Source organism: Chitinophaga sp. 01L420 (genome assembly GCF_056399985.1).
This window is the reverse complement of sequence record NZ_JBFTSK010000041.1, coordinates 1-20,114: the sequence shown is the minus strand read 5'-3', so window position 1 is coordinate 20,114 and position 20,114 is coordinate 1. Positions and strand designations below refer to the sequence as shown.

General features: G+C 43.1%; 15 protein-coding genes. 5 read left to right on the top strand and 10 right to left on the bottom strand.

From position 1 onward, the window contains the following. Positions 1-78: 78 nt before the first annotated feature. The 3 genes from AC1DP6_RS28360 to AC1DP6_RS28350 all read right to left on the bottom strand — a co-directional run bounded on the left by AC1DP6_RS28360 (position 79) and on the right by AC1DP6_RS28350 (position 2,121). Positions 79-693 carry a YdeI/OmpD-associated family protein gene (locus AC1DP6_RS28360; RefSeq protein ID WP_477057885.1) on the bottom strand — a complete coding sequence of 205 codons (615 nt, stop codon included), beginning with the start codon at positions 691-693 and terminating at the stop codon, positions 79-81. A 23-nt stretch (positions 694-716) separates the two neighbouring features. After that, on the bottom strand, positions 717-1,121 hold the full coding sequence (locus AC1DP6_RS28355; protein WP_477057884.1) for a VOC family protein: 405 nt from the start codon (positions 1,119-1,121) through the stop codon (positions 717-719). A gap of 103 nt (positions 1,122-1,224) precedes the next feature. Further along, complete coding sequence (locus AC1DP6_RS28350; protein ID WP_477057883.1) at positions 1,225-2,121, bottom strand: helix-turn-helix domain-containing protein; 897 nt, start codon at positions 2,119-2,121, stop codon at positions 1,225-1,227. A 185-nt stretch (positions 2,122-2,306) separates the two neighbouring features. Here AC1DP6_RS28350 and AC1DP6_RS28345 point away from each other — a divergent pair, with 185 nt between their 5' ends. Together AC1DP6_RS28345 and AC1DP6_RS28340 are read left to right on the top strand one after the other, a co-directional pair. Further along, positions 2,307-3,449, top strand: a complete 1,143-nt coding sequence (locus AC1DP6_RS28345; RefSeq protein WP_477057882.1) for a hypothetical protein — start codon at positions 2,307-2,309, stop codon at positions 3,447-3,449. A 295-nt stretch (positions 3,450-3,744) separates the two neighbouring features. Continuing rightward, on the top strand, positions 3,745-4,503 hold the full coding sequence (locus tag AC1DP6_RS28340; protein WP_477057881.1) for an alpha/beta fold hydrolase: 759 nt from the start codon (positions 3,745-3,747) through the stop codon (positions 4,501-4,503). Positions 4,504-4,572: 69 nt separating this feature from the next. Here AC1DP6_RS28340 and AC1DP6_RS28335 read toward each other — a convergent pair whose 3' ends face one another. Then, positions 4,573-4,815 (bottom strand): hypothetical protein, encoded by a 243-nt coding sequence (locus AC1DP6_RS28335; protein WP_477057880.1) that lies wholly within the window; start codon positions 4,813-4,815, stop codon positions 4,573-4,575. Positions 4,816-5,021: 206 nt separating this feature from the next. Between AC1DP6_RS28335 and AC1DP6_RS28330 the strand changes: the two genes are divergently transcribed. Next, positions 5,022-5,186: a transposase domain-containing protein gene (locus AC1DP6_RS28330; protein WP_477057939.1), complete on the top strand. Its 165-nt coding sequence runs from the start codon at positions 5,022-5,024 to the stop codon at positions 5,184-5,186. Positions 5,187-5,423: 237 nt separating this feature from the next. Here AC1DP6_RS28330 and AC1DP6_RS28325 read toward each other — a convergent pair whose 3' ends face one another. The 3 genes from AC1DP6_RS28325 to AC1DP6_RS28315 form a co-directional block, all read right to left on the bottom strand. Further along, positions 5,424-5,801, bottom strand: coding sequence for a hypothetical protein (locus AC1DP6_RS28325; protein ID WP_477057879.1), 378 nt, complete (start codon positions 5,799-5,801; stop codon positions 5,424-5,426). A 13-nt stretch (positions 5,802-5,814) separates the two neighbouring features. After that, on the bottom strand, positions 5,815-6,015 hold the full coding sequence (locus AC1DP6_RS28320; RefSeq protein ID WP_477057878.1) for a hypothetical protein: 201 nt from the start codon (positions 6,013-6,015) through the stop codon (positions 5,815-5,817). Between the two features lie 319 nt (positions 6,016-6,334). Then, the gene (locus AC1DP6_RS28315; protein WP_477057877.1) at positions 6,335-6,865 is read right to left on the bottom strand and encodes a hypothetical protein; all 531 of its coding nucleotides are present in this window, start codon (positions 6,863-6,865) and stop codon (positions 6,335-6,337) included. Positions 6,866-7,491: 626 nt separating this feature from the next. Between AC1DP6_RS28315 and AC1DP6_RS28310 the strand changes: the two genes are divergently transcribed. Both AC1DP6_RS28310 and AC1DP6_RS28305 read left to right on the top strand, forming a co-directional pair. Then, complete coding sequence (locus AC1DP6_RS28310) at positions 7,492-15,216, top strand: amino acid adenylation domain-containing protein (RefSeq protein WP_477057876.1); 7,725 nt, start codon at positions 7,492-7,494, stop codon at positions 15,214-15,216. 514 nt (positions 15,217-15,730) lie between these two features. Beyond that, on the top strand, positions 15,731-16,735 hold the full coding sequence (locus tag AC1DP6_RS28305) for a M57 family metalloprotease (RefSeq protein WP_477057875.1): 1,005 nt from the start codon (positions 15,731-15,733) through the stop codon (positions 16,733-16,735). 156 nt (positions 16,736-16,891) lie between these two features. Here the strand turns inward: AC1DP6_RS28305 and AC1DP6_RS28300 are convergent, their stop codons facing one another. The 3 genes from AC1DP6_RS28300 to AC1DP6_RS28290 form a co-directional block, all read right to left on the bottom strand. Beyond that, positions 16,892-18,031: a 6-bladed beta-propeller gene (locus AC1DP6_RS28300; RefSeq protein ID WP_477057874.1), complete on the bottom strand. Its 1,140-nt coding sequence runs from the start codon at positions 18,029-18,031 to the stop codon at positions 16,892-16,894. A 78-nt stretch (positions 18,032-18,109) separates the two neighbouring features. Further along, entirely contained in the window at positions 18,110-18,481 is a 372-nt protein-coding gene (locus tag AC1DP6_RS28295; protein WP_477022366.1) for a hypothetical protein, read from the bottom strand. Between the two features lie 160 nt (positions 18,482-18,641). After that, a complete protein-coding gene (locus AC1DP6_RS28290) occupies positions 18,642-19,982 on the bottom strand; it encodes a hypothetical protein (protein ID WP_477057873.1) in 1,341 nt (446 codons plus the stop codon). Between the last annotated feature and the right edge of the window lie 132 nt (positions 19,983-20,114).

Sequence of the window (20,114 nt, the reverse complement as noted above, 5' to 3'; positions counted from 1 at the left end):
CCTAAACTGCCTGGTTCAGAGGTAGAGCGCCCAAAGAATCGTGGATGATATCTCAATAGCTGACCGGGTAACAAGTACTTATTTCTGATGCTTCCAAAACCTGCCTTTACCTTCTGCGATCCACTCCAGGGCTTCGCTGATTCTTTTTTGCCGTGTTTCATCCGTTTTTGCATCCGTTATCCATACAATGTATTCCTTGCGGAAAGAATTGGACTTGCTTTCAAAAAACGCTTTTGCTTTGGGATTGGCATCTAACGCCACCTGCAAATAATCGGGAGTTTCAAATACCTTAGGTTTATCTGTTTCCGGCTTCTCTCTTTTTATTTTAATGCCTTTCTCATTCAGTAGCATGGCCTCCTTTAGCATCGCTACAAATTCCTTGTCAGGTGGCAGGTCTGCTAATTTGGTAACCTTGCCTAAAAACCGCTGGATAGGCTTTAAATCCTTACTTGCCTTCAGACGGCTGTCACTCATCAATTCGGCTTTTAAAAATGTAAAGGAGCAATGATGCTTATAAGCTGCCAACACGCATAAGTTATCCCCTTTATATTCAAAATGAGGAAAACTCCATTTAACCGCTTCCGTTATATCCGGACAGTTTTTGTGAATGAGCTGCCGCCAATGCGCCAGGATCGGCCTGGCAAAATCTGCTGCATTGGCGATGTAAGCGTCTACCTCTGAATGATGGTTCATGATGTTTATATTTGTTTGATTGTTTAACAGGGTAATTGTGTTTCGTCTATATAGGTAAACTCCCATTGATGACCGTCCAGATCGGCAAAACTGTGCTGATACATCCATCCATGGTCAACAGGCTTGCGGTAAACCATTGCACCCAACGACTTCGCTTTGTTCACCAGGGTCGAAATCTCTTCTTTTGAAGCCGCATCCAGCGTGATCAACACCTCAGTGGCTTTCCGCGCATCGCTTATTTTTTTATCGGTAAAACTTTGAAAGTAGGATTCCGTGAGCAACATCACATAGATACCGTTACTGATCATCATACAGGTAACGTTTGCATCCGTAAACTGCGGATTAAAGTGAAAGCCGATATCCTCGAAAAAGAGTTTTGACTTATTAAGGTCTTTTACAGGAAGATTAATAAATACTTTTGTTGCCATGTTCCTGATTTCCCGTTCCGGGTTCATTTAATTTGATGGAACAAAGAAAAGCAGAACATCGCAAAAGAGATGGTCTAAAACTTGGATAAACAGGTAGATTTAATCACTTGTGCCGTTTCCGGAACTCAGAAGGCGACAGGCCAGCCTGTTTTTTAAAGAACTTGCCAAAGTTGGCCGGATCTGAAAAGTTGAGCTGATAGGCGATTTCGGCGATCTCAAAATCAGTATACCGTATAAGTGACTTTGCCTCGGTGGCCAGTCGTTCAGCAATAAAAGCAAGTGCATTTTTACCTGAAACCTGCTTAACAGATTGTGAAAGATAATTAGCAGTAACAGAAAGCATATCTGCATACTCCTGCACCGTGCGCTTATCGATATAATGATTGTCGATCAACTGGGTAAATTTACGCAGGAGTATTTGCTGCGTGGTAGCCAGGCGGATTTCTTTTTTCTTTTCAAGACTAAATTCCTCCAAATGATACAGCAGCCCTAAGAGTTTTAACCTTGCTTCCATATGCTGTGATTTGGCCGACCCTTCATATGCACTAAACACCGCTTCAAAATGCGGGGCTAATTGTTCAAATGTGGCATGGTCAAACATAAATAGGTTGGTGTGCAACGGATCAAATAACGGGAACTGCCGGTGAAAATCTGGCTTAAAGAAGGAAAAGCATTCCTGCTTAAAGTAAATAATATACCCTTCTAACCCGTTGTTATGCGCAAAACTATACACCAGGTTAGGCGAATGGAGAACGAGATAAGAGTCCGGATCCTGAACAGTTTGATCGCCATAGTTCACCTGTATCCTGCCTGAATTGAACAGCAATGCCAGGAAGTAGAATGACCGCTTAAAAGGTGGCCGGTAAACCTGCACATCCTTTTCAAGCTTTTTTAAACGCAAACAATAAAAGTCCGGATTGTCCGTCCGCCCCGGCCAGGGGATAGATGCCAGAAAATCGTTTATTTCGGTATAATAAGGAAGGGCTGTTTTTATTCTCATGAAATCTGTGTAAATCCGTCATATCAATTCTTTTGACAGAAAATGATCTGGTGATAAAAATAAGAAGTATATTCTGCAATATTTCAGACAATAAATGAATTTTTCAAACGTCAGGCTTTTTTATGCGTATTTTGAGATTTTCCAGGGCTCAGAACTAGTCAATTCAACAAAACAAACACGCAGCAATGAGTAAAACCATTACCCATCATTTATTCGATGAACAAACTGATAAAATCTTTACCATTTCACTTTCAGATAGTAAGGTGGTCATTGAAAATGGAGCGCGTGGAAAAACGAAAGTGACAACAAAAGCACTTCCAACAAAAGAAGAAGCGAAAACATTTTTTGAAAAGAAAGAATGGGAAATGCTTAAAAAGGGTTTTACGCTCAGAAATGAAAATCCTTCAGCAGGCGCACCAGGCTTGCATTATTTTGTCGGGACCGGTTATACGGGCAGCCTGTCTTTTGAAAATACACCCAATGGTATTTATATCTATAAACATGGTTGGTTTAAAACAGCGAGTGACCAAAAAGATTTTCTGGCGCTGATTGATACCAGGGGAAATCTGAAAGAAACAATTGAGTTACCCCGCATCCTTGCCTGGGACATTCAATATAATGCGGTCACGAATACCTTGCTTTTAGACCTGGACCATTTTATTTTTGATTACGAATTGGGACAAAATACTTTTAAGCAACTGGCASATAGAGCCACCGGGAAACCGGCAAGTTTCATTGCGGTAGCCCGGGAGAAAACGGCTTATGCTACTAATCAACATTTTCAGGTACTGGACAACCAAAAAAACATCTTACTGCAACAAGACTTCGATATTGAGATCGTAAACGGTTCTATACCTTTTTGTGCTGCTTTATCAAAGAATGGAAGCATTTTGGCGCTGCATAACAAAACCGGGGAAATAAAATTAATAAACACCGGAGATGGCAGTATATTAAATACCATCGAAAACGATTTCCTGATAATTGACCAGATTTCGTTTACGGACGAGGATGCCCATCTGGCCATCAGAGAAGGAAACAGGGACCGGAGAATGCGTTATTTTGAGGTCGCAACAGGCACGGAACTGAATTATCAAAGCATTGAAATACCAGCATATTCAAAAGACGTCCAGTATTTTGCGTTTAATGCCGATGAATCAAAATTGGTATTAACACAAAGAAACAATGCTTACATCATCGATTTTAAGAACAAAGTCCATCTGCATCATTTTAAAATTGACCATTGTATTAAGACCGCCAGGCCGAAATTTATAGGCCATCTACTGGGATTCAGAACAGACCTTGGCTGTTTTAGCCTGTATAGCGTGTGATAAGCCCTTCAGCTGCTGCAACAACAACAAATGCTGCGATCAAAATAAGGCTGTATTCACAGCCCCCGGCTCCGGATTCTCCAACGAACCATCCCAACCGGGCATGAATGAGCCCTACTTATGTTACCATTCCCCCACCCTCTTTTCGCTATTAATGCACTTGTTAATCCTTTTGTTAAGGCCTCCCCTATAGCTTTTTTAGCACGGTTCTTGAAACCCGGGTTAAATAATGCTATGGTTTAGCGATTGACTTTTTTTCATTAATATCGCCGGTCATTACGTTTAAAAAAGAGGCGTGCAAATAAGGAAATCTATGGCGCAAAGTGTGAAAGTGATTTTTTCAGTATTATTTATGTTCAGTAGCTTCCTGGGGGCCGCCCGCCCCCAGGGGGATACTGCTAAAACAGCACAAAAGACGGTCTATCTTTTCAGTGGCCTCGGGGCAGATTCAAGTATATTTATGAACCTGAAGCTTCCCGGCTATCATAAAGTTTACATCTCCTGGATTCCTGCGTTGCCGAATGAATCATTAACGCAGTATGCAGGCAGGATAAAAAGCCTCATCACAGTTGAAAATCCGTATATAATCGGGCTTTCTTTTGGCGGAATAATAGCGGTGGAAGTATCCAAACAGATAAGGGTAGAAAAAATGGTATTGATCTCTTCAGTCAGAACAAAGAGTGAACTGAACAGAGTGCAGTTTTTTTTTATGAAAATGGGGATATATCGAATCATTCCCCGTTCGCTGATAAAGCGCACCAATTTTCTTACTTATCGTTACTTTGGTGCCCGGTCACCATATGATAAAAAAGCACTAACGGAATTGCTAAGAAATACAGATGTTTCTTTTTTTCGTTGGGCATTGAAAGAAATTGCTTATTGGGATAATAAAGAGGCACCGGAGAGAACTATTCAAATACATGGGACTACCGACAGGGTAATATCCAGCAAATTGCTGCATCCTGATTATCGCATTAAGGGCGGTGGACATCTCATGGTTTTTAATAAAGCGGATACCATTAGTAAAATCATCATGAATTACTTTCGTGATTAATCTGTTCTTCCGGAGTGCAAATCTTATGCACTCCGGTTAGGGAATAATCGGCCGCTGGTTCGAATCCAGTCACCCCAACTTGACAGGACAAATGAGATTCATGCTCGTTTGTCCTGTTTTATTTAGGCCAAAATCTTTGTCCAGTGAGTATATGAGGCGCACCGCTTCATTGATGCGGGTAGTTCGAGGTATAAATCCGTCAAAACTTAATTTTTCAGAATACATCGAACTAATTATTTCCCGCTTCTTCTCAATATCCCCGGTTTCATACACATAATCCAGCTTTAAAAGGTTGTTCAGCCCTTTCTCCATTGGTGCTTCGTTTTGCTTCCAGTTTTTCTAACTTCCCACTACATTCCGTTTTCATGTCCCGAAAGTCCGCAGGCTCTATTTGTTTGGAGAAAGAGCCTTTATCTACAATACTTTCAAAGGAATAATTGATTTGCTTTTATCTCGTTGTAATAGCGTTGATGTATCCCTCATGGCCGATCTTTTCAGCGGCTTTCAGCGTTGTTTAAATCTTCAAATACAGCACAAACAGTATTACCTATATCAGTGTTAATAAAGGTACCTGCAAACTCCGGAACATTAATCCATATGCCTGGCTCAAAGATGTCTTATCAAGAATCTCCTTATATCAAATCTCAACAATAAATCTGATTCTCCCACACAACTGGACATAGCAACAAAATTAGGAAGCTCACACTCCACGAGCAGTGGCAGCCCAAAGGGATACATTTTAACCACAGTACAAAAATGGGATGGATTAGGCCTTTATTTGTTGTAAACGATGGAGATCGATTTTGTAAAACAGGAAGTAATATCCCTAATAGAAAGATCAAAAACGTATGGCAATAAAAGCAGCCAGCCACAACATTGCTGGCTGGCTGCTTTTATTGCCCTGATTAGCAGTTCTACCATCATTCTTTTATTGCATCAGGTATTAACCTTTTTTCCATATAATTACCCGTTGTATCCAAGGTAATCTTATACCCAAATACGTCTTCATCTACATGCTTGGTAAATACCATACTTTTTGATGGACCAAGAACCCTTAAAATAATGTTGTGGTCTTTAAGAGTCACATTCAAAACGGCCCCAGTTGCTTTATAAATCTCCTTCTTATTACCGTTTTTTTCCACTACTACAAAGTCAGGGCTGTTGTTTGTAATGTAACTATAATAATACCATTTTATAGAGATGTCTTTATTGTCAATCTGCTTTCGTACAAATTTTGAGTTCTCCTGATTGCAGGTTAAAAAAGTAATAATCAGCGGTATAAGCATCAATATTTTCATATATTTAGAACATTTAAGGTTTTTTACCAAAGAATCCTGAATAAATTCCGGTACCTGAATAGGTATGCTCACCAAAAAATGGATAACCTGCATTATAACCATTACCGCCATTTTGGTGTTGGTTATACGCTCCAACCACAGGCATAGCATAGATATAAAAGGCCTTGTCTGGCACTGCGAGCTGACTTATTGTAACCGCATTAATAATTCTCATATTCAAGCCAAATAAAACGTTCCCTAGAGTTCTTGCAGTGGTTATTTTGCCATGTCCAGTCACCCCGGCCATTTTCAACTTTATCTTTCAAGACTCTCTCCGGTAGCAGGTCTTGAAAGTTCGAAGATTTCTCTTACCTATGTGTACTTTCTTACCATTCATTGTTCAGCAAAGTATATATAGTTCGAATGCTGTCGTTATCCAAAGCTTTTGCTACTTCTTAAGATACTCCCCTAAAATAAACCCCTCAGATCGTTGAATTTGAAGGGTTGCTTGAAGAATCGTTTTTTCTCGTCCAAATAGCTGTTACCTTGATTACTTAAGAATCAGTCATTCCGTTAACTTGAATCCTGGTCTTTACTCCATAAATCATTACCATAGAAGCTCTACCAGTCTCTATAAAATATTTAAACTCATTGCCGTCTACCAAATGTATTATGCCAAAAGTGAAAGAATCTTTTTTGTATCCTTTAAAATCTCCATACGCTTTAACTGAAGCACCATTTAAATTACCCGATAGCAATATTCCCTTTTCCTTCGTTATCAACTTTTGAGTAGTCAATACACTGAAATTATTTCTATCTACCACAGTAGAGCAAATCACTAGTTCAGTGGACGAAAAGCCGATTTCTATTTCTGGGTATGCGTTTTTGAAAGCAGTGGGTTCTTCATAAAACCTTGTGCAGCTGAAGTCGTATGGTTTTATTGTACTTCTTTTAATTGACGCAATACAAATGTTGTGGATAGATTTGTCCGATTTTTTCATATTAAAATGAGCTAAAATACTGTAATACTTGCAAATACTATCCTGGAGTAAGGAGATAAAATTTCTTAATTGTGTTTTTTTCACATAAAAAGATTAGGTTCTTTGTGCGCTAAAACGAATAACCGCTATAGTGTTCTTTTTCAAAAAAGTTAATTCGCTGATCTCCTTAAATCATGGATAAATAAGTTCGAAAATTGTATAGCCGTCCCGCTATAAACTAAGATGTGCTAATGAGCGTGTTCCTGAACAACGGGATACGATACACCAACGGCTTCGGGTTGGTTTTTAATTCCCGGAATGGATCATTCTTCATTCCCTCTCTTTCATATCCAGCTTTATCCCTACAGCTCTGCCTGGGAAAATCCTTATAACCAGGTATTGGCAACGGAAAAAAAATCGTAACTTCTTTGTAATTATGCCAGCATTATTATGCACCAAATTCAATCTCGACCTAAAAACCTTATTATGTCATCGCTAAATAATTTATCGCGGGAAAACTCATCTTCATTCATTTCTGCACTCAATTCCGTACTCATTTCTGCTGCTCTGACAGGCGCGATCCCTATAACCTGTTTGCGATTCCCATAAACCATTGATGCAGATCTATTTCTACCTATTGCAAGGACAGACATGTGTCTGCCTTGTAATATGCATTTCTATGACTATCCCGTAACATGAAATTTATTTTTTTCTAGAAAACCCCATCCATTATGCCCAAGAACAGTTTTATCCTCCATCCTGCCCAACAGGATATTTATGTGGACCAATTGATCCATCCGGACAGCCCTCGTTATATCCTTACAGGCTATCTTATCCTAAACGGAGCCTTCTCCATGAAAACATTCAAAAAAGCATTGGACATCGTCAATTCAGGGCATGACATTTTTGCCATGAGTTTCGATCTGGCAGACCAGCAGCCTGTAGGTTATCTGGCAGACAAACCTGATCCAGGCATTCTCGAATACCGGGATTACCGTCAGCAAAAGAATCCACAGCAGTCAGCCCGGCAATGGATACAAGAGCAAGGCAATATCCCTTTCCGCGTGCAAAAAGGGGGTAAGTTATTCGAGCACTATCTGCTGAGGATCAGTGACGACAGTTATTGGTATTACTTCCGTTTCCACCATCTTTTGATCGACGGAAGCGGATACCAGATCTGGTTGAAAGCTATTGCAGAAAAGTACAGGCAGTTGATCGCAGGTGACATACCGGATACTACCTATCCTTCTTATGCCATAGAGATGGCAGATATGCTGCCTTTCTACAGCAGCGATGAATATCAACGGCAATTACAATACTGGACCAGGAAACTGGAGACACGACCAGCAAAACTGTTCACATTTAAATATAACAACGCAGATACAGGAGGAAAAACCAGTGGTTTGTTCTCCTACGCATTGACTGAAGCAGAAAGAAGTTCACTGGACAATTTATCATCGCTCACTGGCATGACGCTTCAAAAACTTACGGTAGCCGCTTTGATCATCTATTTTGCAAAGGTAACACGACAGTCTGAATTATTGATGGGCATTGTACGGCACAGACGTAAAAATGGTATACAACGCAGCATTGTCGGGATGTTCTCCGGGATCGTTCCGTTTATAGGCAGTTATGATCCGGATATGCGCTTAACCGATCTTTTGGACCATATCAGCAAAAGTCAAAAAGAAGATTATAATAATCAGCATGTCACATTGAATGATCTGAGCGCATTGATCAAAGACAAATCATCCGATGATAGCCTTTTTGAGATCGTGGTCAATCACCTGATGCTGGACCTGGGTTTGGATTTTGGAGCGGGTGTCAGTACCACGTTCCACCAGTGTTGGAATGAATATGAAAAAAGGCCACTGCGCGTATACTGGCAGGATTATGGAAAGCATCAGCCGCTGCAATTGAACATCATCTACCGGACTGCATATTTTCTGCCCGGAGAAGCCGCTCTTTTTCCTACCAGGCTTATGTACATCCTGGGGCAATTCCATGAAAATATGAACAACCCGCTGCGCAGCATAGATATCCTGCCTCCCGGAGAACGTAGATCCTTGCTGGGATCTGCAGGAAACATCATCCCCCATGACCCCGGGGCAACAATCATTGGCAGGATTATACAACAGGCTGCCAGCACTCCGGATAATATAGCCATATCATGCAACGGGTCGCATCTGACCTATAGGGAGCTGATGGAAAGATCAGCGCACCTGGGGGAATATCTGCGAAGCCGCGGGATCGGAAGGGGAATGTTGGTACCGGTTTGTCTGGAACGATCACCGGATATGATCATAGCCCTTCTGGCGGTTTTGCAGGCGGAAGGAGCGTATGTGCCGATCGATCCGGCGTATCCACCCGAAAGGATCCGCTTTATGATCGAAGACACTTCCGCGCCGCTTGTCCTTACCACCAGGGAATGTTTGCCGCTTGTTACCCCGGTATTCAGCGGAGAGATCATCATACTGGATGATGAGGTTCCTCCCGTTACTCACAACGTCTCGGCTACTCAAACCAACGCTTCCGGCCAGTATGGACCCGGAGCAGACGACGCGGCCTATCTCATCTATACTTCCGGTTCCACTGGCAAACCCAAAGGAGTGATCATCGAACACAAAAATGTGATCAGCCTGTTTGATCAGACCAGGGACATTTATGGTTTTCATGCCGGGGATGTATGGACCCTTTTCCATTCCTATTGTTTTGATTTTTCGGTATGGGAAATGTACGGCGCGTTGCTCTATGGGGGAAGGCTGGTTATTGTACCCAAACATATCGCCCGGGATACACCTGCATTCGCTGCGTTATTGATAGCAGAGGGGGTGACTGTCCTGAACCAGACACCAGCCGCTTTTTACGTGCTTCAGGAATATATGACAGACAATCCGGTAATGTCATCCACTCCGCTGCGATATGTCATTTTTGGTGGAGAAGCATTAAATCCAATGTTACTGAAACCCTGGAAAAAAATGTATCCTGCTTGCCGGCTGATCAATATGTACGGTATCACAGAAACGACCGTTCACGTTACCTTCCAGGAGATCAAAGACGACCTGCTGGATGGACCGGGAAGCATGATCGGCCGTCCGATCCCATCTCTGGCGGTCTTTATTCTGGACAATGACCATGCCTTGCTGCCAATTGGGGTGCCCGGAGAAATGTATATTGCTGGTGCGGGTTTGGCAAGGGGGTATTTGAAACGTGATGACCTGACAGCCGGGCGGTTCATTCCAAACCCATTTAGTAAAGGAAGCTACAACCGGTTATATAAGACCGGTGATCTGGCCAGATGGCATCCGGGTGGCGTATTGGAATATCTTGGCAGGATAGATAACCAGGTAAAAATAAGAGGTTACCGTATCGAACTCGGCGAAATAGAAAGCGCCCTTCTCCAAAACGGGCATGTGAAACAGGCATTTGTAATGGCCACCTCCAACAAGGCGGGCCATGCCGGAGAGCAACAATTGGTCGCCTATATAGTGCCCACACAACCCGTCGATTCTGATAGCATTTTATGGAACCTGCGCAGCAGGCTTCCGGAATACATGATCCCCGCAAATATTATCCAATTGGAAAAAATGCCGCTTACTACCAATGGTAAGATCGACAGGGCTGCATTACCTGCCCGGGGAGAGCAGGTCCGCGTCAATGCTGAAAAAAAATGGCCGACTGATGAAACACAAAGCCGGATCGCTGCCATCTGGGAAGAGATACTCGGAGTGAAAGAACCCGGCATAGACGATAACTTCTTTGACCTCGGAGGAGACTCCATCCGTTTGATCAGGATCGTTAGCCGGATGCGGAAAATATTCGTTAAAGAAATACAGGTCGCAGATATTTACCGGAGAGCCACCATTGCCTCCCTTGCGTCTCTGATCGGGGAGATGGATCAATCCTCAAACAACAAAGAAACATACCGGCAGATCATGCAGTCAGTATCCAGTCAGAAACAAACATTGCTGGACCAGTTGCCGGATGCCCATCTTGTAGAAGACATTTTTCCAATGAGCGCTGTCCAGCAAGGAATGATCTTCATTTCAGCCCGGGAGCCTGAACAGGCAATCTATCACGATCAGTTCACTTATTGGTTGCCTGAAGACACCGACATATCATTATTGGAAAAAGCATTGTCCCTCGTAACCGAAAAACATGGTATACTACGGACCGCCTTTCGCCCTGACTGGCATCCTGTAGGCATGCAAATAGTCTACCGGTCTGTTCCTGTCCGCATTGAAGTGATCGATAACCAACATATTGATGATCAATTTGCCCCGGACCATATCCGTTCCTGGCTTCGGGAAGAAAGGGAGAAACCATTCGATTGTACGCTGGCTCCCCTTTGGCGGGCAGCGGTCATCACTTTCAGAACACGCAATGTTTTCATTTTGCAGACCCATCATGCAATCCTGGATGGATGGAGCGTGTCGGCTTTGAACACCGAACTCAATAATTGTTACCTGCAGTTCAGGGATGCATACGCACCTGTCATATTACCAGCCTTGCAGGGAAGCTACAAGGATTATGTCATCGAAGGCATCGCCGAAAGCAATAACCTCTTGTCCAGGACCTTCTGGCAAAGGGAAATGGATGGTTATAAGCCCCTTGATATATTTTCAACAGAAAAGATGGTACAGCGATATATCCGAAAATACGATCCGGCCATCTTCGAAGCATTAAAAGCAAGGGCAAGGGACGCGAACATCCCGTTGAAAAGCTTGTTCCTCGGAGCTTTATACTATACCGTCAGCTTATTCACTTATGAAGAAGAGCTTACTATCGGGCTCGTCACCAACAACAGGCCCATCGTTGAGGACGGCGACAGGATATTAGGTTGCTTTTTGAATACCGTCCCTTTCAGGTTCCCCGTCCCACCTCCCGGAACCCGATGGAAGGAATTCATCAGGCAGATAGATCAAAAGCAACTCGAACTGAAGACCTATGAAAGGCTGCCATTTTCTGAGATAGCGGCAGCGAATAAGGAAGTCCGCGACAATGGGAATCCGTTCTTTGATATAATTTTTAATTTTATCAATTTCCATGTATACGACCAGTTGGAAAAAGGGCTGTTCCATGGCTCAGTAGATGATGACAACAGCATCACCTACGGCAATTTTGCCATCACCAATACTTACCTGGATTGTTCGATAAATATCACCGGTAATACGCTGTCGATCCTATTCTCCCAATCCCGGACATTTAAAAGCGGAAAAACGATCGAAACATTCCATCAATATTTCGAAAGGGCGCTGAACCAAATCATTTATAATTTCCATGAAGAGATTGATAGATCAATGATCCTCACCTCTGAGGACCAGGTAATAGTACCGCCCGTCCCCCTTCCCTATCCGGCAAATAAAACGATCAGCGCGCTGTTTGAAGAACAGGTAAGGCTGCAGCCGGAATCGATCGCGCTGCAGGCCGGAAACGTAGAGATAAGCTACACAGAACTGGACAGACTGGCCAACCAGCTGGCCAGTCTGCTTGTCATTAAAGGCATCAGCAAGGAGCAATTGATACCTGTATGTATACACAGGTCACCCGAACTGATCATCGCCATCCTGGGCATATTAAAAGCGGGGGGCGCATACGTGCCATTGGACCCATCCTATCCCATGCAGCGTATTGAACGCATGCTGGAAGAATTAGCACCTGCATTAATCGTCACCTCAACCTTTGTGCACCCCCTGTTGAAGGGGTTAGTACCGGAGTCCGCGCTCATTAATATAAACGATATAGAAGAACTTCCGGAAACAGTACCTGGGGAGGAAATTCTAACCGACAACGACCCTGACAGCCTGGCCTACCTGATGTATACGTCCGGATCAACCGGACAACCCAAAGGCGTTATGATCACACAACGCGGGGTAACTAGCCTGGTCAGAGAAGGAAATTTTGTCTCCCTCGGACCATCAGATAGGCTGCTTGCCACCGGTTCCCCCTCATTCGACGCCACTACTTTTGAATATTTCGGGATGCTTTTGAATGGTGGCCGGCTAGTACTTTGTCATGAAGAGGAGCTCCTGGATACCGACCTTCTTCGTTTGGCGATCCGTAATAATGGCATCACCCTTATGTGGTTCACAGCCAGTTGGCTGAATCAACTGATCGAAAACGACATTACGATATTCAACGGTCTGCGGGCCGTATTAGCTGGCGGTGAAAAACTATCGGTGACGCATATACAAAAATTGCGTTCAGCCTATCCTGACCTGGAGATCATCAACGGATACGGGCCAACAGAGAATACTACATTCTCATTGACCCATCGCATAAAGCAGGTACCTGATAGTAACATTCCGATCGGTCGCCCGCTCGCAGGCAGATCTGCCTTCATATTGAACGCTCACCGGCAAATTATGCCAGTTGGTGTAACCGGAGAATTGTACGTAGGCGGAGATGGATTATCCAGGGGATATTACCGGCGTACCGATCTGACCGCAGAGCGTTTTGTAGATGGAGCCGGTCTTACCACCGGCCGGGTATACCGAACCGGCGATCTGGCCCGTTACCTGTCCGATGGAACTATTGAATTCCTGAGTCGGGCGGACCAGCAATTGAAGATCAGGGGATTTCGGGTCGAGCCGGGAGAGATCGAAGAGGTGATCATCAGGAGCGGCCTTGCAAGGCAGGCAGTTGTGGTTGCCCGCCAGACAGATAGGAATTTCCTGCAATTGATGGCTTACGTCGTACTACCGGTGGGGACATATGAGATCACAGCCCTGCAAGAGTATCTTGCCGCATCATTACCATCCTATATGATCCCAGCCATTATCCATCCGATGGCCTCCCTCCCTTTAACAGCCAATGGCAAGATCGACAAGAAGGCGCTGCCTGACCCGGACCCACAGGCAATGGGCAATAGATACGAAGCACCTCAAAACAGCCGGGAAAAGGCCCTGGAGGGCATATGGCAACAGCTGTTGCAGTTGCCGGCTATTGGTCGCAAAGACGATTTCTTCCAATTGGGAGGGCATTCACTACTCCTGATGCAGTTAAAAGCGCATATTAAGAAAGAATTCGGGATCACTATCCCGGTTGGTGATCTGTACAAGCACAGAACTTTGGAAAAACTAGCCTTGTTCCTTGCCGGAAAGGACCCCGAAAATTCCTTTATGGAAGACATTACTCCATTTGACCGGCAGGCCACCCCGGCAATACCTCTTTCCTTTGGCCAGGAAGAATTATGGCAGATCGATAAACAATATGGATCGGTCCATTATCACATCAACCGGGTTTATAAGCTTACTGGCGATTGTAACAGTCATGCATTGGCAGCAGCCTTCGCGGGGATCATCAGGCGTCATGAGGCACTTAGAACCATCATACAAACGGATCGATCAGAAGGCAGCAGATCCCAATTGTTCCTTACCGGAGACGACTGGAAATTACATCAGCTCGATCATTCAATGACAGATCTTTCTGATGCATACCTCCAGGACCTCATCATGTCCCTGGTGAATACCCCTTTTGATCTTTCCAGGCATTACATGCTGAGAGCTTGCCTGGTGCGGCTGGATAAGGAGGAACACATACTGGTCATCGTTCTGCATCACATTGCAGCGGATGGCTGGTCATTATCGATCATCATGAAGGAATTCATGGAAATGTACAATGCATTTGTTGCAGGAAGCTCCAGCCAGCAGCCTCCTCTTTCACTACAGTTTGCAGACTATGCATTATGGCAGCATCGGTATATCGCTTCAGGCATGCTGGAAAAGGGCCTTCTGTATTGGAACGAAAGACTACATGGCTATACACCCTGGCTGCTTCCATCGGATAACAGGGGTAAGTCATCCACAATTACCAAGGGCGCCATGCTCTATTTCCAACTGGATATGGAACTGGTCCAATCACTCCGGCAGCTTTCACAACAGGAGGATTGCACGTTGTTCATGACGCTGCTCGCAGCTTTTAAGGTCGCGATATACCGTTACAGCGGCAAACATGACATCTGCATAGCCACGGCAATGGCTGGCAGGACGAGACAGGAACAGAAAGGACTTGTAGGTTTCTTTTCCAATAATCTGCTTCCTCTTCGCAGCGACTTGCGTGGCAATCCGGATTTTATTCAATTTCTTCATCAGGCCCGGAAAGTCATCCTGGAGGCATATGAGCACCAGGATGTACCTTTGGAAATGATGTTGGACAATTTTCAATATCCTCATGACCAGGAGAAAATGCCGCTTTTCCAGGCGATATTTCTCCTTCAGAATATGCCCGATGTCCCTAAACTTGACCTGGAAGGACTTTCAGCATCGGAGATCAGCATCAGGCATGAAACCAGTCAATTTGAATTGAATATTGCCGCCCGGGAACGTCACGATGGGTTGCGGCTTGCAGTAGAATATAATACAGATATCTTTCAAAGGGAAATGATACTGGACCTATTTGAACAATATATAGTGATCCTGCAGCGTATCACACAATCACCGCATGATAAGATATGAGATTTACGACTTTTGATTCATTAACTCCGGTTTCAACGGTCATAATTATAGTGTGCATTAGTTTAATGCTGCCTTTGACATTAGAGGATTTTTCTAATGCTCACTCCTTTTGCAGCAGTCGGGCATAAGTTCGAACGCTGTCCGGTTATCCCGACTTGACAAGACAAAAGAGATGTATGCTCGTTTGTCTTGTTTTCTATTCAGGCTATAATGTTGTGAATATTTGACTGGATAAAGACCTGGCATTTAAATGCAGCGCAGGCTTCRAGACAATGAGGCTGTATACCTGCAAAGGTCAATATTTTTGATTCGTTTTCATTTGGAAAAAATATCAGTCTATTTTTTGTACTATTGTATTACAGGGAAGTGACCTATCGCCCGTTTTATAATTCATGCCACTTCCTGCCATGGGAAAGTGAGGTTAACCAAATCATTGTATACCCTTTTAATTTGTTATCCGCAATGCCATCTGTCTTTATACTCAATTCAATCACCTTTCAAATAACCTTCATTTATGAAAACTTTTATCAGTGGGCTCGCTATATGCGGGATTGCCCTCACTTTATTTTTCTCCTGTACCAAACATGATCAGTCATCCACCGCAAAAGAAGACATTCCTTCGGACGTAATAAAAAAATTACAGGCACAGGGATTTAATACACAGCATGTAATAAGATCAAAAAACGGATATATTGTTGAAGGCGATATCTTTCTGACAGCCGAAAAAATTGATCAGGCGGCGACATTGCAAAAGCTCCATGTGGCTAGTACAGAACAATACAGAACCACTAACCTGATTACCGGACTCCCCAGAGTTATTACCATTTCTGTAACCAACCTGCCACCAGCTTATACCACCGCCGCCGATGCAGCAATAGCGCGCTACAATGCACTTAATCTCCGGCTTACCTTTCAGCGTGTAGCCGCCAATGGTAATATTGATATTGCCGGCGGTATTTTCAATGATCCCAATGTACTGGGACAATCTGCCGGTTTTCCTGATGTAAACGGCACCCCTCCCAGCCCCATCCTGCTCAATGCCAACAGCATTGGCAACAATCCTGACCAGGGTTATATAACTACCATCATTGCACATGAAATAGGGCATTGTATAGGCTTCCGGCATACTGATTATTTCAACCGTACTTACAGCTGCGGCTGGGGTGGCAATGAAGGAGATGCCGGCGTAGGAGCTATCAATATTCCAGGAACACCTACAGCCGAAGATCCCAACAGCTGGATGCTGGCATGTACCAGCGGTGGCGACCGGCCATTCAACGCCAATGACATCATCGCGATCAATTACCTGTATGGTCCTCCTCCCCCTTGTGTTGGTGAAGGCAAAAAGTTGATTAATGGTATATGCCGGACAGGAACCAAAATTATTACCGACGTACAGAATTCTTCAGTTGGCGGACATCCGCGCTGCAAAAGAACTTACCATTATGAATGGAGTGATGGTTCTGTAAGTGGTAACTACTTTGAATATTTCAATGGAGTTTGCGCAGTATTGCCATAACGGTCATCCCTCCCATTATGAAAGAGCATATAAAGGCAGATTAATTTTACCCAAACAGCCTGGTACTTTCGCGTGCCAGGCTGTTTTCATTTGATAGCAGCATCACCTGATTTACCTATTTAATGTCATTTTATTTGCTCAAATCATGAAGGCAACTCAAAAAGCTTTTAGTTTAAAAAACATAAAACTGACATCTTCGTGTACCGTATCGCCTTTCTCCTTCCCTGATACTGGCGGCATCAACGGCGGAACCTTCATTACAAAATAGTCCCGCAATTTCCCTATTATTCTATTCCGCGAATGGAAAGCAGTATCCTTTCTACTGTTATACGCTGTGAGCTGAAGTACCTTCCCTGTTTTCTTTGAAAAGAATACATTTCTGGGGCTGATTCTTGACTGGAAACTATACCTGAACGACACCCACTCATCTGTAATAAACAAGGAGTTATTATCATAAATAATATCAGCAGCTTCCATTTTTTTCCAATACGCAAAATGATCCCTGATCGTTTTGATGGCTTTCATTTCGTCCGTTATCATATTTTCTTTTGGCGCATCAATCTGGTATATAGGTGTTGCCGCATTCAACGCTACGTTGTAAATTTTATCATCTAACAGCGGGAAGTAGAAAACCGAATCCCTATAGTTCTCAAACTGATGAGGAAATGCTATATCAAGTTCCCGAATGAGCGGAAAAAAGGAGAGTTCCTGGGAATGATAGGTAACCATTTCGCCCTTCTCCTTGTAGATCCTAAGCCTTGTCATCTCTTTATTGTTATTGACAATCTCGCTTACATACATTTCTTTACCTTTGGCAAAGGTAAGCCCAAAGTACCTGGACCCTATAATTTCAAGCACATCATTTAGTTTTCCATTGATGTCATACCTGAATATTTTATTCACGCTCAAATCCAATATTTCAACCTGGTGTTGATGTTCATCATAAACAACATCTGTCATGCTGGCATACTGATCAGGCTTATTGGCCGACTGATAAATTTTTGTTTTGGGGACACCGTGTTGATCAAATATCATGACAGCGCTTTGCGAACCATCAGCAATAATGATCAGGCTGTCGGTCACAAAAAATTTGGAGATATAATTAATGAAAAAGTCTTTGGTAGTTTTCAAACGAATAGAATAGACACTGTCAGCGATATCTTCTATAAACACCCCCTGGCTATCCAGAGGAGTTATTTTAATTTTTGTAGTGGGTAGGTCGTACCTGCCTTTACTCCCTTTTTGAGTGCAGGAAGCTAATAGCAGTATCAAAAGGATCAGTAGGTGTTGCTTCATTGATAGATGATTGAGTCAGCTCAGGAATACTGGTAAATCTGCCACCCGGATTGGGTGGCAGATTTAAAATGAAAGTCATTAAGGTACCTGCGTAGGTGGAATATTAGTTACATCATGGTAATTATTATGCGGCCTGAACGGGTTGGATTCTGCCCCACACTGGTTTCCCGAGTTATTAGGATAAAATACATAATAACCGGTATCGTAACCAATCCAGTGTTCAACTACAGCATAGTAATTGTCATCTACCCAAACCCAGGATCCGGTCCGGAAGGTCCTGTCACCGGTAAATCCACAATACCTGTTACCATTACCATTTGTATCCACCCATGCTGCAGATGCTTTGTTTGAAGAATTTGTAATATCAAAGCTAATAAGCGCATACTGCAGGTTGAAAACCAATATTATTACTACGGCAATGCCGCCAGCGATTTTAAGTATTTTTTTCATGGTTATAATTTTAAATTAAAATATCCTTGATTAATCCTTGCTGTTCGTGTATAAAGTATAAATAGACCCCGTTGGGGTCACCAACACTGCAGTAAAAATAATTCCACTGTTATATTTGGCAGGTCAGATCCGTGCGCACTTATATTATTCATGGCGTGTGTCATTTGGGTGAATTATCTGGTGAAGTATTTTCTCTCTCAAGTAAGTCTTTTAACTCCTGTTTCAGTGTATCGCTGTTTCGCCAGACTTTACTACGTTGATGTGCGTAAATTCCAATAGAGAGGATATAGAAAAAAGCCAGGGTCAGCGTCAGTTTGTTATACTTTGTATGCTCAAGTCCCTTGTCTGCAAAAAATGCCACTAAAAAAAATATTCCGATGGATGCGATGTAGGCATATCTGTCTGCAACAATGGCAAATCTGGACATGGGAATTATATGGAGCACCATCCCAATGTGAATCATGAAAAATGCAATACCAAAAAAGACCCATCGCTTTTTCCAGAAATCCCAGAACGAAAACAATATGATCAGCAACAGCAGCGGATATATCCAAAATCTTTTAGGTACCTCCTCCCCGATAGCATTGGGAAAAACATACAGATAGCTTAATTTAACGGGGATCAGACATTTTACCAGGTACTCAGTAGTCGAATAGCTTGCAAATATAATGTTCTGGTAAAATGGATAGTGGCGCGCATTGGAAAGCAACCCAACCTTATCTGCGCTTTGTGAAAGTAAAGTAACATAACCCATTACGAATGCCAGCATAAACAGTGGCACTTTCTCCATCCATACCCATTTATTTTTCAGATTCCTGTTTACGGCGTAATCAACCAACAGCAGGCATACCGGAAATGTTAGCGCCTGTTCTTTTCCTCCAAAGGAAAAGATGAAAAAAAGTATGGTAAGTAAGTAATACATCATTTTATTTGATGACACATACTTTAGATAAAAAAGGAGTCCAGCCAGGTAAAAGAAACTATAAACAAGAATTTTTGACGCCGATATCCATGCCACTGATTCCACCAGCAGCGGATGAAGAGCCATGATAGCTGCGGTGAAAAATGAAATCCTTGTGATGGAAATCTGCTTAAAATCCCCTGATTGAATTAAAATGCTCCGGATGAGGAAATAGGTGAGCAGCACATTACACAAGTGCAGCATCACACCAGCCAAATGAAACCAAAATGGGTTATAGCCAAATGCGGAATACAATATTGTATACGATAGTTGGTTAAGAGGTGCATATTGTCCTTTGTAAAATTCGGTCAGGATGGCCCATAGGTTCTGTGGATTCAATCCATTTTCCGTATACGGATTAATCACCACCCATTGATCATCCCAATGCGTTTGAAATTGATGAGAAAATACGGGAGAGTAAACCAGCAACACTAAAAACACTAATGCGGACACAGATGCCATTACATTATTAACAACAACGAATTCTTTTAGCCGTGGAAATATACGCTGCGTGGAAACAGCACTAACGTTGTGATTCATAGAGCGAAAGTTGTCAAAAAAGAAAATCTAAAGATGGTTAGTATAGCTACAGTGCTATGCTGATGAATGAACACAATTTCCCTGTTCAAACCGGGAATCACTCACTCCCTCCGTTTTACTCAGGTGAAGCTC

Excerpts from the sequence above, each read along its gene's own strand:
- AC1DP6_RS28350 (WP_477057883.1), bottom strand. The coding sequence starts at position 2,121 with ATGAGAATAAAAACAGCCCTTCCTTATTATACCGAAATAAACGATTTT.
- AC1DP6_RS28300 (WP_477057874.1), bottom strand. The coding sequence starts at position 18,031 with ATGAAGCAACACCTACTGATCCTTTTGATACTGCTATTAGCTTCCTGC.
- AC1DP6_RS28295 (WP_477022366.1), bottom strand. The coding sequence starts at position 18,481 with ATGAAAAAAATACTTAAAATCGCTGGCGGCATTGCCGTAGTAATAATA.
- AC1DP6_RS28290 (WP_477057873.1), bottom strand. The coding sequence starts at position 19,982 with ATGAATCACAACGTTAGTGCTGTTTCCACGCAGCGTATATTTCCACGG.
- AC1DP6_RS28335 (WP_477057880.1), bottom strand. The coding sequence starts at position 4,815 with ATGGAGAAAGGGCTGAACAACCTTTTAAAGCTGGATTATGTGTATGAA.
- AC1DP6_RS28355 (WP_477057884.1), bottom strand. The coding sequence starts at position 1,121 with ATGGCAACAAAAGTATTTATTAATCTTCCTGTAAAAGACCTTAATAAG.
- AC1DP6_RS28310 (WP_477057876.1), top strand. The coding sequence starts at position 7,492 with ATGCCCAAGAACAGTTTTATCCTCCATCCTGCCCAACAGGATATTTAT.
- AC1DP6_RS28360 (WP_477057885.1), bottom strand. The coding sequence starts at position 693 with ATGAACCATCATTCAGAGGTAGACGCTTACATCGCCAATGCAGCAGAT.
- AC1DP6_RS28320 (WP_477057878.1), bottom strand. The coding sequence starts at position 6,015 with ATGAGAATTATTAATGCGGTTACAATAAGTCAGCTCGCAGTGCCAGAC.
- AC1DP6_RS28325 (WP_477057879.1), bottom strand. The coding sequence starts at position 5,801 with ATGAAAATATTGATGCTTATACCGCTGATTATTACTTTTTTAACCTGC.
- AC1DP6_RS28305 (WP_477057875.1), top strand. The coding sequence starts at position 15,731 with ATGAAAACTTTTATCAGTGGGCTCGCTATATGCGGGATTGCCCTCACT.